Annotated in this window: 10 protein-coding genes; 7 read left to right on the top strand and 3 right to left on the bottom strand. The window is 65.9% G+C overall.

The features are described from left to right. The first annotated feature begins 73 nt into the window (after nucleotides 1-73). From ACYVJ8_RS06415 to ACYVJ8_RS06385, 7 genes are all read left to right on the top strand, one after another. A complete protein-coding gene (locus ACYVJ8_RS06415) occupies nucleotides 74-1,291 on the top strand; it encodes an acyl-CoA dehydrogenase family protein (RefSeq protein ID WP_460711079.1) in 1,218 nt (405 codons plus the stop codon). A 107-nt stretch (nucleotides 1,292-1,398) separates the two neighbouring features. After that, nucleotides 1,399-6,432 carry an NAD-glutamate dehydrogenase gene (locus tag ACYVJ8_RS06410; RefSeq protein WP_460710399.1) on the top strand — a complete coding sequence of 1,678 codons (5,034 nt, stop codon included), beginning with the start codon at nucleotides 1,399-1,401 and terminating at the stop codon, nucleotides 6,430-6,432. A 206-nt stretch (nucleotides 6,433-6,638) separates the two neighbouring features. After that, entirely contained in the window at nucleotides 6,639-7,412 is a 774-nt protein-coding gene (locus ACYVJ8_RS06405) for an NAD kinase (RefSeq protein WP_460710397.1), read from the top strand. A 476-nt stretch (nucleotides 7,413-7,888) separates the two neighbouring features. Then, a complete protein-coding gene (locus ACYVJ8_RS06400) occupies nucleotides 7,889-8,797 on the top strand; it encodes a 5'-nucleotidase (protein WP_460710395.1) in 909 nt (302 codons plus the stop codon). Between the two features lie 17 nt (nucleotides 8,798-8,814). Further along, nucleotides 8,815-9,345, top strand: a complete 531-nt coding sequence (locus tag ACYVJ8_RS06395; protein WP_460710393.1) for a GNAT family N-acetyltransferase — start codon at nucleotides 8,815-8,817, stop codon at nucleotides 9,343-9,345. Nucleotides 9,346-9,382: 37 nt separating this feature from the next. After that, on the top strand, nucleotides 9,383-10,051 hold the full coding sequence (locus ACYVJ8_RS06390) for a hypothetical protein (RefSeq protein ID WP_460710391.1): 669 nt from the start codon (nucleotides 9,383-9,385) through the stop codon (nucleotides 10,049-10,051). 173 nt (nucleotides 10,052-10,224) lie between these two features. Beyond that, nucleotides 10,225-10,656 carry a CBS domain-containing protein gene (locus ACYVJ8_RS06385; RefSeq protein ID WP_460710390.1) on the top strand — a complete coding sequence of 144 codons (432 nt, stop codon included), beginning with the start codon at nucleotides 10,225-10,227 and terminating at the stop codon, nucleotides 10,654-10,656. Here ACYVJ8_RS06385 and ACYVJ8_RS06380 read toward each other — a convergent pair whose 3' ends face one another. The 3 genes from ACYVJ8_RS06380 to ACYVJ8_RS06370 form a co-directional block, all read right to left on the bottom strand. Beyond that, complete coding sequence (locus ACYVJ8_RS06380; RefSeq protein ID WP_460710388.1) at nucleotides 10,657-12,744, bottom strand: amylo-alpha-1,6-glucosidase; 2,088 nt, start codon at nucleotides 12,742-12,744, stop codon at nucleotides 10,657-10,659. It lies immediately after the preceding gene. Between the two features lie 32 nt (nucleotides 12,745-12,776). Continuing rightward, nucleotides 12,777-13,835 (bottom strand): glycosyltransferase family 4 protein, encoded by a 1,059-nt coding sequence (locus tag ACYVJ8_RS06375; RefSeq protein WP_460710387.1) that lies wholly within the window; start codon nucleotides 13,833-13,835, stop codon nucleotides 12,777-12,779. A 189-nt stretch (nucleotides 13,836-14,024) separates the two neighbouring features. Next, nucleotides 14,025-14,588 (bottom strand): DUF2939 domain-containing protein, encoded by a 564-nt coding sequence (locus tag ACYVJ8_RS06370; protein ID WP_460710385.1) that lies wholly within the window; start codon nucleotides 14,586-14,588, stop codon nucleotides 14,025-14,027. Nucleotides 14,589-14,647: the final 59 nt, after the last annotated feature.

The raw sequence follows: 14,647 nt of genomic DNA, 5'->3' as shown, positions 1-14,647 counted from the left end.
CCTATCGCGATATAGCGATAAGTGTGGGCCGGCGGTCCCATCGGGTCAAGCAAGACAGGCAAAAGGTGGGGTTATTTCGCGCCGAGGGCTACAATTCGCGTCTTCGCCGAGTCAGCAAAAGGGTACCGACGTGGATTTCCGCTTCACCGAAGAGCAGTTGATGATCCAGGACGTGGCGCGCCGCATCGCGCAGGAGAAGATCGCGCCCAGCGCCGAGCACCACGACCAGACCGGCGAATTCCCGCTGGAGAACATCCGCACCCTTGGTGAGAACGGCCTGATGGGCATCGAAGTGCCGGCCGAATACGGCGGCGCGGGCATGGATCCGATCAGCTACGTGCTGGCGATGATCGAAATCGCCGCCGGCGACGCCGCGCACTCGACGATCGTGTCGGTCAACAATTCGCTGTTCTGCAACGGCATCCTCAAGTTCGGCAGTGAAGAGCAGAAGCAGAAGTACGTGCGCGCCATTGCCGAAGGCCGCGAAATCGGCGCCTTCGCCCTGACCGAGCCGCAGTCGGGGTCCGACGCCACCGCGATGCGTTGCAAGGCGGTGAAGCAGGCCGACGGCAGCTACCTCATCAACGGCAAGAAGAGCTGGATCACCTCCGGCCCGGTCGCCAAGTACATCGTGCTGTTCGCGATGACCGACGCCGACAAGGGCGCGCGCGGCATCACCGCGTTCCTGATCGACACGGCCAATCCCGGCTTCCACCGCGGCAAGACCGAGCCCAAGCTCGGCATTCGCGCCTCGGCGACCTGCGAGATCGAATTCGCCGACTACGTCGTCCAGCCGGAAGACGTGCTGGGCAAGGAAGGCGAGGGCTTCAAGATCGCAATGGGCGTGCTCGACGCCGGCCGTATCGGCATCGCATCGCAGGCCATCGGCATCGCCCGCGCCGCCTACGAGAAGACCATCGAGTACGTGAAGGAGCGCAAGGCCTTCGGCGCGCCGATCGGCACCTTCCAGATGACCCAGGCCAAGATCGCCGACATGAAATGCAAGCTCGACGCGGCCACGCTGCTGACGCTGCGTGCGGCCTGGCAGAAGGGCCAGTTCGAGCAGGGCGGCGCGCGTTTCAGCAACGAGGCGGCGATCGCCAAGCTGACCGCTTCGGAAGCGGCGATGTGGATCACCCACCAGGCCGTGCAGATCCACGGCGGCATGGGCTATTCCAAGGAAATGCCGCTGGAGCGCTATTTCCGCGACGCCAAGATCACCGAAATCTACGAAGGCACCAGCGAGATCCAGCGCCTGGTCATCGCGCGCAACGAAACCGGATTGCGCTGAAGCAGTTTCCCCCAAGGCCCGCGCTAGCACCGCGGGCCTGATTGCTTTGCACCGCCACTTACGTATTTGCACTAACCACACCTAACGGACCGGATTCCCACGTTCCCATGAGCACCGTACCCAAAGCTCCGCGCAAGGCCGCCAGCAAGGCGACCGCCAAATCTGTCGCCGCCAAGCCTGCCGCTGCCAAGCGGGCGCCCGCCAACGAGAGCCAGGCCGTTTCGCTCGAGCCCATCCTCGCCGCCATGCGCAAGCGCCTGCCCAAGGCGCGCCATGCCGAGGGCGAAGCTTTCATCAACGCGTTCTATCGCCGCATGAGCGACGACGAGTTGCCGCAGCACAGCGCCGACGGCTGGGCCGCGCTGGCGGTGGACTTCCTCGATTTCGCCCGCGCGCGCAAGCCGGGCACGGCGCTGGTGCGCCTGTTCAACTCCTCGATCAAGAGCCATGGTTGGGAATCGGCGCACACCGTGCTGCAGATCGCCAACGACGACATGCCGTTCCTGGTCGACACGGTGACGATGGCGCTGGCCGAGCAGGGCATCGGCGTGCACGTGCTGGGCCATCCGGTGGTGACGTTCCAGCGCGACAAGGCGGGCAAGCTGGTCGCGGTCGGCAACGGCACGCCGGAATCGCTGATGCATCTGGAGATCGATCGCCAGTCGCCCGGCGACATGCCGAAGATCCAGAAGGCGATCGAAACCGCGCTGGCCGACGTGCGCGCGATCGTGCGCGACTGGGCGCAGATGCGCGATCGCATGCAGCAGATCGCCGCCGAGCTGGGTTCGCGCAAGTTCCCCTCCGACGAGAACGCGCGCCACGAGTCGCAGGAATTCCTGCGCTGGGCGGCGGACAACCACTTCACGTTCCTGGGCTATCGCGAATACGAAGTGGCCAAGCAGGGCGACGACGAAGTGCTGCGTGCGATCGACGGCACCGGCCTGGGCCTGATGCGCGGCCATGACGCCGGCCGCCCGCGTTCGGTGAAGTCGCTGCCGGCGCACAGCGTCAGCAAGAAGGAAGGCGCCGAAGCGCTGATCCTGACCAAGACCAACGCCCGCTCGACCGTGCACCGTCCGGGCTACATGGACTACATCGGCGTGCTGGATTTCGACGCCAAGGGCAAGGCCATCGGCGAAAAGCGTTTCGTCGGCCTGTACACCTCCAGCGCCTACAACCGCCGTCCGTGGGACATCCCGCTGGTGCGCCAGCGCCACGAATACGTCATGCAGCAGTCGGGCCTGGCGCCGAACAGCCACAGCGGCAAGGCGCTGCGCCACATTCTGGAAACCCTGCCGCGCGACGAGCTGTTCCAGGCAACCGGCCCGGAGCTGCTGAGCACCGCCACCGGCGTCCTCGGCCTGCAGGAACGCGTGCGCAGCAAGCTGTTCCTGCGCCGCGACCGCTACGGCCGCTTCTTCTCCGGCCTGGTCTACATCCCGCGCGATCGCTTCAACACCGACGTGCGCCATCGCATCGAAGCGATGCTCAAGGACATGCTGCACGGCGAATACGTGGACACCAACGTGCAGCTCAGCGAATCGCCGCTGGCGCAGTTGCATCTGGTGATCCGGCCGAAGTCGGGCGACGTCGTCGAAGTCGACAACGCTGCCATCGAAACCGGCCTGGCCAAGATCATCCGCAACTGGCAGGACGACCTGCGCGAAACCCTGGTGGCTCGCCATGGCGAACACGACGGCCTGGTGCTGTCGAACAAGTACGGCCGCGCGCTGCCGACCGGTTACATCGAAGAGGTCGGCGTCGAAGTCGCCGCGCAGGACATCGCCAATCTCGCCGCGCTGACCGGTGCGGACGATCTGCGCCTGAGCCTGCACCGCACCCACAAGGGAGTGGGCGGCCTGCGCTTCAAGTTCTACCGCCAGAACGACGACATCCCGCTGTCGGACGCGCTGCCGATGATGGAGAACATGGGCCTGCGGGTGATCTCCGAGCATCCGTACCGCATCAGCGCGAACGGCCAGGTGTTCTACGTCCAGGACTTCGAAGTCGAAACGACCGGCGCCGAGCTCGATCTGGCCAGCCTCGATGAGAACTTCGAAGACGCCTTCGCCCAGATCTGGCGCGGCAACGCCGAGAACGACGGCTTCAACCGCCTGATCCTCGGCGCCAGCCTGTCCTGGCGCCAGGTCGCGATGCTGCGCGGCTACTGCAAGTACCTGCTGCAGGTCGGCGTGCCGTTCTCGCAAAGCTATGTGGAAGCGACGTTCGCGCGCTATCCGATCCTGGCGCGCTTGCTGGTGGAAGTGTTCGAAGCCAAGTTCGATCCCGCCACCGGCAGCGAGAGCAAGGCCGAGATCAAGTCCGGCATGGAGCGCTTCCGCGCGCAGCTGGCCGCGCTGGCCGGCGACGATGCCGCGCTGCTGGCCGCCGTTTCGCCCGTCGTCGACGCGCGTTCGGGCAAGCGCGCTGCGCAGGTCGACACCGCGCGCACTGCGTTCAAGGCGCTGCTCGACCGCGTCGCCAGCCTCGACGAGGACCGCATCTTCCGCAGCTTCCTCGGCGTCATCGACGCGACGCTGCGCACCAGCTACTACATCCAGTACAGCAACGGCGTGCGCAAGGATGGCGGCCCGGCGGACTACGTCAGCTTCAAGTTCGATTCCAGCCAGGTGCCGGATCTGCCCAAGCCGCGTCCGTACCGCGAGATCTTCGTCTACGGTCCGCGCGTGGAAGGCGTGCACCTGCGCTTCGGCCCGGTCGCGCGTGGCGGCCTGCGCTGGTCGGATCGCCGCGAGGACTTCCGTACCGAGGTGCTGGGCCTGGTGAAGGCGCAGATGGTGAAGAACACCGTCATCGTGCCGGTCGGTTCGAAGGGCGGCTTCTACTGCAAGCAGCTGCCGAACCCGAGCGTGGACCGCGATGCGTGGTTCAACGAAGGCGTGGCCTGCTACAAGCGCTTCATCAACGGCCTGCTGGACATCACCGACAACATCACGCCGGACGGCAAGATCGTCTACCCGACGAATGTCGTACGCCACGACGGCGATGATCCGTACCTGGTCGTCGCGGCGGACAAGGGCACGGCGACGTTCTCCGACATCGCCAACGGCATCGCGGCCGCGCACAAGTTCTGGCTCGACGACGCCTTCGCGTCCGGCGGCTCGGTCGGTTACGACCACAAGGGCATGGGCATCACCGCGCGTGGTGGCTGGGAGTCGGTCAAGGGGCACTTCCGTGCGATGGGCCGCGACTGCCAGAAGGAAGACTTCACGGTCGTCGGCGTCGGCGACATGTCGGGCGACGTGTTCGGCAACGGCATGCTGCTGTCGAAGCACATTCGCCTGCTGGCGGCGTTCGATCACCGCCATATCTTCCTCGATCCGAACCCGGACGCCGCGATCTCGTTCAAGGAACGCGACCGCATGTTCAAGCTGCCGCGTTCGTCGTGGGACGACTACGACAAGAAGCTGATCAGCAAGGGCGGCGGCGTGTTCCCGCGCTCGGCCAAGTCGATTCCAGTCTCGGCCGAAACCCGCGCCGCCTTGGGTATCGAGGCTCCTAATGGAAATGCAGGCGTCAGCGCGCTGAGCCCGAACGAGCTGATGAACGCCATCCTCAAGGCGCCGGTCGACCTGTTGTGGAACGGCGGCATCGGCACCTACGTCAAGGCGACCAGCGAAACCAACCAGCAGGTCGGCGACCGCGCCAACAACGCGCTGCGCGTGGACGGCCGCGAACTGCGCTGCAAGGTGGTGGGCGAGGGCGGCAATCTGGGCCTGACCCAGCTCGGCCGCGTCGAGGCCGCGCAGCATGGCGTGCGCCTCAACACCGACTTCATCGACAACTCCGCCGGCGTGGATACCTCGGACCACGAGGTCAACATCAAGATCCTGCTCAACGGCGAAGTGCAGAAGAAGAAGCTCACCTTCGACGCGCGCAACAAGCTGCTGGCGTCGATGACGGATGAAGTCGCCGACCTGGTGCTGGCCGACAACTACCGCCAGAACCAGGCGATCAGCCTGATGGAGCGGATGAGCGTGTCGCGCATGGGTTCCAAGCGCCACTTCATCTCGACGCTCGAATCGCGAGGCCTGCTCGATCGCCAGATCGAATATCTGCCCAGCGACGCCGAGTTGGTGGACCGCAAGTCGCGCGGCCAGGGCCTGACCCGGCCGGAACTGGCGATCTTGCTGTCGTATTCGAAGATCGTGCTGTTCCAGCAGTTGGCCGAGTCCGACGTGCCGGAAGATCCGTATCTGTCCAAGGAGCTGGTGCGCTACTTCCCGAAGCCCTTGCAGGACAAGTACGCCAAGGCGATGGAAGGCCACCGCCTGAAGCGCGAGATCATCGCCACCGCGGTGACCAACTCGATGGTCAACCGCATGGGCGCGACTTTCACCCTGCGCATGACCGAGGACAGCGGCCGCACGCCGGGCGAAGTGGCCAAGGCCTTCACGATTACCCGCGAGACGCTCGATGCCCGCGCACTGTGGACGCAAATCGACGGGCTGGACGGCAAGGTGCACGAGTCGGTGCAGATCGACGCGCTGCAGGTGATCTGGAACCTGCAGCGTTCGTTCACCCGCTGGCTGCTGTCGCGTCCGGGTGCGATCCCGGACATCGCGACCGCGGTGAACCGCTATTTCGACGGCTACAAGGACATCCGCGCCGGCGAAAACATTCTTGGCCCGCTGCAGCGTCCGGGGTACGAGGCCTCGCTGCGCGAGTGGAAGGCCAAGGGCGTGCCGAACGACCTGGCCCTGCAGTTGTCCGCGCTACCGTACATGGAGCCGGCCTGCGACGTCATCGAGATCGCCCGCGAGCGCAAGCTCAAGGTGGTCGACGTCGCGAAGGTCCATTTCCGACTGGGCGAAGCGCTGAACCTGCCGTGGCTGAGCACGCAGATCGACAATCTCGCCGTCGAGGGCCGCTGGCATGCGGTCGCCCGCGGCGTGCTGCGCGAGGAACTGGCCACGCAGCATCGTGCGCTGGTGCAGCAGGTGCTGGCGATGCCGGGCGCCAATGCCGAGGCCAAGGTGCAAAGCTGGCTGCAGCGCGACGATGCGTCGTTGCGCTTCACGCTGTCGATGCTCAACGAACTGGCGGCGCAGAAGTCGCTGGATTACCCGACGGCTTCGGTGGCGGTGCAGCGGTTGTCGCAGGTGGCAAGCCGCGGGTGAGTGAACGCGCTTAGCCGATGCCTTATTGGCATCGGCTGCGTCCGCGAACGCGAACGCTCGGCCATGGATGGCCGGGCCGGACGACCCGAAGCCCGATCTGCTTCGCCATGGATGGCAGCGATTTCGTTATTAATGCGCAGCCGGCCGCATGCTTGCCTCGTCACGCCCCCGCGGTATGCTCCACGCCATTCGCAACGGAGCCGCCGATGACCGCGACGCCACGCCTTGCCTTTCTCGCCAGTCCCTCCGAAGAGGCGCAGAGTGCGCTGGCGCAGATGACGGCCCGCTACGGCGACCACGCGCCGGAGGAAGCGGACGTGCTGGTTGCCCTCGGGGGCGACGGTTTCATGCTGCAGACGCTGCATCGCCACGCGCGGCTGGGCAAGCCGGTGTACGGCATGAAGCTGGGCACGGTCGGTTTCATGATGAATCACCAGCGCAGCGAGGATCTGATCGGGCGTATCCACGCCGCGGAGCCCGCGATGCTGCGGCCGCTGGAAATGGTCGCGCAGACCGAATCCGGCGCAACGGTTGGTTCGCTCGCCTACAACGAGGTCTCGCTGTTGCGGCAGACGCGCCAGGCTGCGCATCTGTCGATCGATCTCAATGGGCAGACCCGCCTCGACGAGCTCATTTGCGACGGCGTGCTGGTCGCTACGCCCGCGGGCAGCACGGCCTACAACTTCTCAGCGCACGGACCGATCCTGCCGCTGGGTGCGAACGTGATCGCTTTGACGCCGATCGCCGCTTTCCGGCCGCGTCGCTGGCGTGGTGCGGTGCTGAAGGCCGATACCGAGGTGTGTTTCCGGGTGCTCGATCCGTTCAAGCGGCCGGTGAGCGCCACCGCGGATTCGCACGAGGTCCGCGACATCGTGCAAGTCACCATTCGCGAATCGCGCGACCGGACGGTGACGCTGCTGTTCGATCCGGAGCACAACCTGGAAGAGCGGATTCTGGCGGAGCAGTTCACTAGCGGGTGAGGCTGAAGCAACAGCCGCTGTACGGGCAGGAGGACGGTGCCGGTGGGTCTGCGTGACACGCCGTGAATCCGTCCATGGAGGCTTGTCAGCGGCATCCATGCCGCCGACAGTCACGCAGACCCACCGACACCGCCCTCCCCACACACATCGCGGTTGCTCGTCAAAGAGCAGAGCAAAGTGCAAAGTACAAAGCAGAGCGAGGCGCGCCTTTCATTGGAAATGGCGATCGTCACGCTCGCGCTTAGCGCTGCCCGCCGGGATGGGGGTGGCGGAGAGCGGACCAGGGATGGTCCGCGGCCCGACTAAAGGCAGGACTGCCGTCCGGAGGGTCGGAGCCACCCCCATCTCGGCGGGTAGCGCGTCCCGCCGAAGAAGACAGCTCCTAAAGCAGAGATAAGCAAAGTCTCTGGATCCCCGCCTAAGCGGGGATGACGAGCATCGCAACCAACGAGACCGCTCCGTCGTACCATTCCCCCATGCCCGACCGCGACGCCGACCCGCTGATCGTAGCGATCTCCTCCCGTACCCTCTTCGACATGGAGGACAGCCACGCGCTGTTCGAACGGGAGGGCATCGACGCCTACGCCGACTTCCAGCGAACCCATGAGGACGACATCCTCGAACCAGGCATCGCCTTTCCGCTGGTCCGCAAGCTGCTCGCGTTGAACGAAGGCGCGCCGCCCGACGCGCCGCGTGTCGAAGTCATTCTGATCTCGCGCAATTCCGCCGACACCGGCCTGCGCATCTTCAATTCGATCGCGCACCACGGCCTGGCGATCAAACGTGCCGCCTTCAGCAACGGCGCCGCGCCATATCCCTACATCCGTCCCTTCGGCGCGGACCTGTTCCTGTCCACCCACGCCGAAGACGTGCGCAACGCACTCGCTGCCGGCATTGCCGCCGCCACGTTGCTTCCCGCCAAGGCGCCGCAGCACCGCCACGACCAGCTGCGCATCGCCTTCGACGGCGACGCGGTGATCTTCGACGACGAAGGCGAGCGCGTATCGCGCGAAGGTGGACTCGCTGCCTTCGCCGCGCACGAACGCGCACATGCGGGCGAACCGCTGTCCGGCGGTCCGTTCCGCGGTTTCCTCGATGCGTTGCATCGCCTGCAGGCGGCGTTCCCGCCCGGACAGGCCTCGCCGATCCGCACCGCACTCGTCACCGCACGCTCGGTGCCCGCGCACGAACGCGTCATCCGTACCTTGCGCGAATGGGGCATCCGCCTGGACGAAGCCCTGTTCCTGGGAGGCCGATCGAAGGGCCCGTTCCTCGAAGCCTTCGGCGCCGACATCTTCTTCGACGATTCCGAGCACAACATCGTTTCCGCACGCGATCACGTGGCTGCCGGGCACGTGCCGCACGGTGTGGCGAATCGCAACTGACGTTACCGGGAGTCTTCATGCCGGAGCTTCGCCTCGCACGACACGCGGACATTCCGGCGCTACAGGAGCTGATCGCGGCGTCAGGCCGCGCACTCAGTGTGGGCTACTACTCCGCGGAACAGGCGGACGCCATAACCCGTCATGTCTTCGGCGTCGACACCCAGTTGATCGATGACCAGACCTATTTCGTCATCGAAGCCTGCAAGCGCATCGTGGCCTGCGGCGGATGGAGCAAACGCCGCACCCTCTTCGGTGGCGATCAGACCAAGCGCGGTCCCGATCCGTTGCTCGACCCGGCCACGGAAGCGGCCCGCATCCGCGCCTTCTTCGTCGCTCCCTCGATGGCCCGCCAAGGCCTGGGCCGTCAGCTGATGGATGCCTGCGTCGCGGCGTCCCGGCTCGCCGGTTTCTCCAGGCTCGAACTCGTCTCGACACTGCCGGGCGAACCGCTGTATCTGGCCAGCGGGTTCGCCGTGATGGAGCGCTTCGAACTCGACTTGCCCGGGGGCGTGCGGGTTCCGGTTTCACGGATGGGGCAGGGGATATAGGCTGGTCGCTGCTTAGCCGACCAGGACTGCCGGACAGATGAAGCGCGCATGGGTTTGGTTGGCTCTGGTGCCCTTGGTGATCCTGGGCATCGCCAGGCCGTCGCTCGATCGTGGCGTGGAATTGTCGAGCGGGGATTACGACTCGAACTCGGACTGTGTCGTGCGTGGCGACGAGCTCACGTATCACACGCCCGACAACTTCATCGATGGACTGCTCGGCGGACACGGCCGAGGGTATGAGACCCTCCAGTTCAACCCCAAGGCCTATCGCGTCGTCTTTTCGTCCGGTTCCGACGAAGTCGAGCTGGTGAGAGTGCGCGATTGCGGCGTGCATCTGCGGGGCGAGGAATTCACGGTCGATGGCAACAGCGTCGACATCGCTGTCACGTCCAAGCGTGGTCGGCTGGTCGTGGACCGTATTCCCGATCGGGGACGCGGCACGGCGCGCGAGTTGGTCGTCGACGTTCCCTGGGAAAGAAAGTATCGGATCCCCGCATCCGATGGAGATCTGGATACATTCGACCTCGCTGCACCTCTTTTCGACGCACACGCCCTGGTAGTGAGCGGATTCGCGGCGAAGGGGCAGGGCATGTCGTACGAGGTCTACGACTACGCGAAGGCGCGCCGCCTCCATTTCGAGATTCCGGAGGCGATGCTGCCAGCCGAAGTGAATCAGACAATCCGGATCAAGGGAGTGACTGGCTGAGGCTTCAGAAAAAAAGCGTTAATGCCGGCTCCAGGCTAAACGAGCTAGTCGCGAACGCTGCAACACTCCGTCACTTCCATCGGGCTAGTGCATCTGGATTTGGAACGCAAACTTGCGCGTACTGGCTCGCGCTGGTCCTGGTAGGCGAGTCCGATCACTCCTGAGGTTCTCCCGTGAAGATTCAAGAATTGCTCAAGTCCAAGTCCGGCGCCGTGGTCACCATCGATGTGGGTGACACGATCGGAGCCGCAGCCCAGAAGATGACGGCCCATAAGATTGCGGCCTTGGTCGTGACCCGCCTGGCGCGCCCGGTGGGCGTGGTGTCCGAACAGGACATCGTCACCGCCGTGGCCCAGGATGGTGCGCAGGCCGGCGGGCGTCCCTTGAGTCAGTTCATCAAGAGCGCCATCGAGAGCATTGCACCCGAGAGCAGTCTCAAGCAGGCCATGTCGATGATGACGCATGCGCGCCTGCGCCATCTGCCGGTGATCAGCAACGATGAGCTCGTGGGCATCGTCAGCTTGGGCGACATCGTCAAGAATCGCCTGGACGAACTGGCGCTCGAGCGAGACGTGCTGCGCGACATCTACATCGCCGCGCATTGATCAACCCACGAACCGCAACGGCACCACCGCCGCATCGCGGCCTTCGAGGTGCGTGCCGACGCGGTCCCCTTGGCGCTGGAACACGACATCCACGCGCTTGTCGTCCAGCGCTAAGCGCCGCACGGCGACGCGGTCTATGCCCGTGGGCAGCATCGGCCGCTCGACGCGCACCTCGCCGCGCCAGCCGTCGATTTCCAGTCCCAGGCAGGACTGCAGCAGCATGAAGGCGCATCCGGCGGCCCACGCCTGCGGCAGGCAGGCGACGGGATACGCGACCGGGGTCGACGCCTGCGCGCGTGGAAACCCGCAGAACAGCTCCGGCAAGCGCAGATCGAAATGGACAGCGGCTTCGAACATGCCGCGCAGCAGGCGCACCGCCGCGGCGCGATCGCCATAACGCGCCAGGCCGGCGGCGCACAGGGCGGTGTCGTGCGGCCACACCGAGCCGTTGTGATAGGACATCGGGTTGTAGCGAACCTCGTCCGCGGCGAGCGTGCGCAGCCCCCAGCCGGTATGGAACATCGGCGTCAGCAGGTTCGCGCCGACCAGCGCGGCGCGCTCGGGATCCGGCAGGCCGACGAATAGCAGGTGCCCCGGATTGCTCGCGCGCACGCGGCACAGCGCGCCCTCGCCGTCGACGGCGATGCCGTAGTAGCCGACATCGCTCATCCAGAAGCGGTCTTCCACCGCGGTGCGTAGGCGTTCCGCGCGTTCCTGCCAGCGCATCGCCGAGTCGATGTCGTTGCGGCGCTTGGCCAGGACGGCCATGGCGCGAAATGCAGCGAAGGCGTAGCCCTGTACTTCGACCAGCGCGATCGGCCCACGCGGGAACGTGCCGTCGGCGTGGAATACGGAATCCTCGCTGTCTTTCCAGCCCTGGTTCGCCAGGCCGGTGGCGGATGCCCGCGCGTAGTCCAGGAAACCGTGGGAGTTGGCATCGCAAACGCGCTCGATCCATTCCGTGGCCGCGCGCAGCGCAGGCCACAGGCGTTCGATGAAGAGCAGGTCGCCGGTACGTTCCGCGTAGGCGCCCGCCAGCGTCACGAATAAGGGCGTCGTGTCGACGCCGCCGTAATAGCGGCCGAAGGGCAGTTCGCGCATCGCCGCCATTTCGCCCTTGCGCGTCTCGTGCATGATCTTGCCGGGCGCCGCATCGAGGAAGGCGGATTCCTCCTGCGCCTGATGATGGGCGAGGAAGGCGAGCACGCCGCGCGCGATGGCCGGATCCAGCCACAGCGTCTGCATCGCAGTGATGACCGCATCGCGGCCGAACGGCGTGGAAAACCAGGGAATGCCGGCGTAGGGATAGGGGCCGGTTTCCAGTTCGCTCGTCAACAGCGCCAGGTCCGCGCGCGACTTTTCCATCCACGCGTCGAACAGCGGCCCGCCGCTGTGGATGTGGCTGCTGCGCCGCTGGCGGCTGCGCATCGCAGCGCGCGCCTGCACGGCGGCGTCGCGGAAGCGTTGCGGCGACGGCATGTCGGCGGTCGCGATCCCGCATTCGACATAGAGCTCCTGGCGGGTGCCCGGTTGCAGCTCCAGCACGAACTCCGCCGCGTCGGGTGCGCATACGGAAGGTTCTTGCGAGAACGACAACACCGAGGAGCGCAGTGCCTCGTCCAATCCCTGATAACGGAAGTGCACCGAATGCGGCGCAGGTTCCGCTGCGAGCAGTTCTCCGCGCGCGGCGCGCACCGAGCCGCGTACTTCGAACATGTCGCGGAAGTCGGCCGCGAAGGTCAAACGCAACGGCAGCCGCACGACGTCGCGGCCGAAGTTGGTGCAGGAGATGCGTTCATACAGGCGGTCGTAGCGCAGGAAGCGCTCGCGCTGGATATGGATGACGCCCTGCGCGGCGGGACTGCCCCCGAGTGGCGGCAGAGGCCGATTGGTAAGGTGCGCGACGAACATCACGTTGTCGCGGGTCACCGCGGCGCTGAGCAGGGCCGGCGCGGAGTCGCCCAGGCGCAATGCATAGCGCGAAAGCAGGCGCGTGTCGTTGTGGAAGAAGCCGTCGCTGCCGCCCTCGATGTCGCCCGCAGCGTCGGCCACGATGAAACTGTCGCCGTCCTTGAGGACGTAAGTCATGGACAGGGAGTTGCTCGCGATCGGCTCCATGCTCACGCCGTCAGCAGTTGCCCGGCCTCGCCGCTGCGCATCAGGCGGCGATAGAGATCCGTGTAGCGATCCGCCATGACTTCGGCGGAGAAGCGCCGCTCGAAGACGGCGCGCACGCGGCGGCGATCCAGCCGCGCGACTTCGTACACCGCTGCGACCGCTTCATCCTCGCTGTGCACGATGCGGCCGGTCACGCCGTCCTCGATGATTTCCGGCACCGATCCGCAGGGCCAGGCGATCACCGGCGTGCCGCAGGCCATGGCCTCGATCATCACCAGGCCGAAGGGCTCGGGCCAGTCGATCGGAAACAGCAGGGCGGCGGCGTTGCCCAGGAACGCGGCCTTTTCGGTGTCGTTGATCTCGCCGATGTATTCGATCAGCGGGTCGTCCAGCAGCGGGCGGATTTCATGGGTGAAGTAGGCTCGATCGGCGTTGTCGACCTTGGCGGCGATCTTCAGCGGTATGCCGGTGCGCCGCGCGATGGCGATCGCGCGGTCGGGGCGTTTTTCCGGCGACAGGCGCCCGAGGAAAGCGAGATAGCCGCCGCGCGGCACGGACGAGTAGGGCAGCAGCGAGGAAGGCAAGCCGTGCGACACCGTGCCCAGCCAGCGTGCGAAGCGCAGCGGACGCCGCTGGTGGTCCGAGATCGACACGAGCGGAAATTGCGGCCAGCGCCAGTACGCCTCCGAAAGATCCTTGAGGTCGAGCCGTCCGTGCAGGGTGGTGACCGTGCGCTCGGCGATGTCTTCGAACATCGGGAAATGCAGCAGATCGACATGGAAGTGAAGGATGTCGAATTCGTGTGCGCGCCGCCGCACTTCGTGCAGCATCGACAGATGGGCGGCGAGATCCGATTTGAGCGGCGCCGGATCGAGGCGGATCGCCTGGTCGCGCACGGGTATGAGCTCGGCACGGGTGACGGCGTCCGCACTCGCGAACAGGGTGACTTCGTGGCCCAGATCGACGAGGGCATCGGAGAGGTAGGCGACGATGCGCTCGGTGCCGCCATACAGCTTGGGCGGAACGGCCTCGTAGAGCGGTGCGACCTGGGCAATCTTCATGAAGTACGTCTCGCGAAACCTTGGCGACGGGGCTGAGAAAACCAGCGTGCCTGTCCGCGCGTGGACGCCGCGTATCCACGTGCACGAGGAATGCACGAAGCGTGCCGTGTTGCGTGAGGAAAGCGCTTGGCCGTGACCCGTGAAAATGCGCCGGGGCGGATTACGCGGCCGTAAAGATCGGCGAGCGAATCACTCGTCGAGCGCCGCCGGATCGGGTGTGAATGGGAGTCGCACGTCGGTAACGCGCCAAACCCAGCCTTGCCGGCTGAGCACGAAGGTCACCGGATCGCCGTCGGCATTGCGCACCGTGGCGGTGAAGCGGGAAAGGGATTCATAGCGATAGGACGCGCCTTCCAGCGGATCGCGTGGCGGCGCGGCCGCGTACGCGTCGTCGCTTTGGCGCTGCCCGCTCAGGCGATGCCAGAAATTGCGGCCTTCCAGCAGCGCGGCCAGGCCCGCAGGGGTCGCGAGCGCATCGACCGCGGTGCCACTGGCTCCGCTAGCCAGACGCAGCGCCAGTGCGCCCAGGAGATTCGATTGCACGTCGGCTCCGGCGCGTCGCACGACGTAATCGTCGATCTGCTGCTTCAGGCTGGTGCGCAGCGCCGGAAAGTCGACGTACTCGGAAAGCTTGGCGGCATCCTGTGCGGCGATCGCGGAGCGGATGCCATGGACGGCGACGAAGGGGCCGGCGGCGAGCCAAGCGAGGACAAGCGCGAAGGCGAGAACGGCAAGTGCGAGCCACTTCTTCATGCATTCGGTCACTTCGGGACGATGGCCCAGAATAGCCCGAGGGCGTGGAAGGGGCCGAC

This window comes from Lysobacter terrae, from assembly GCF_054782215.1.
The sequence above is the reverse complement of the archived record's forward strand: the minus strand, read 5'-3'. Positions and strand labels throughout refer to the sequence as shown.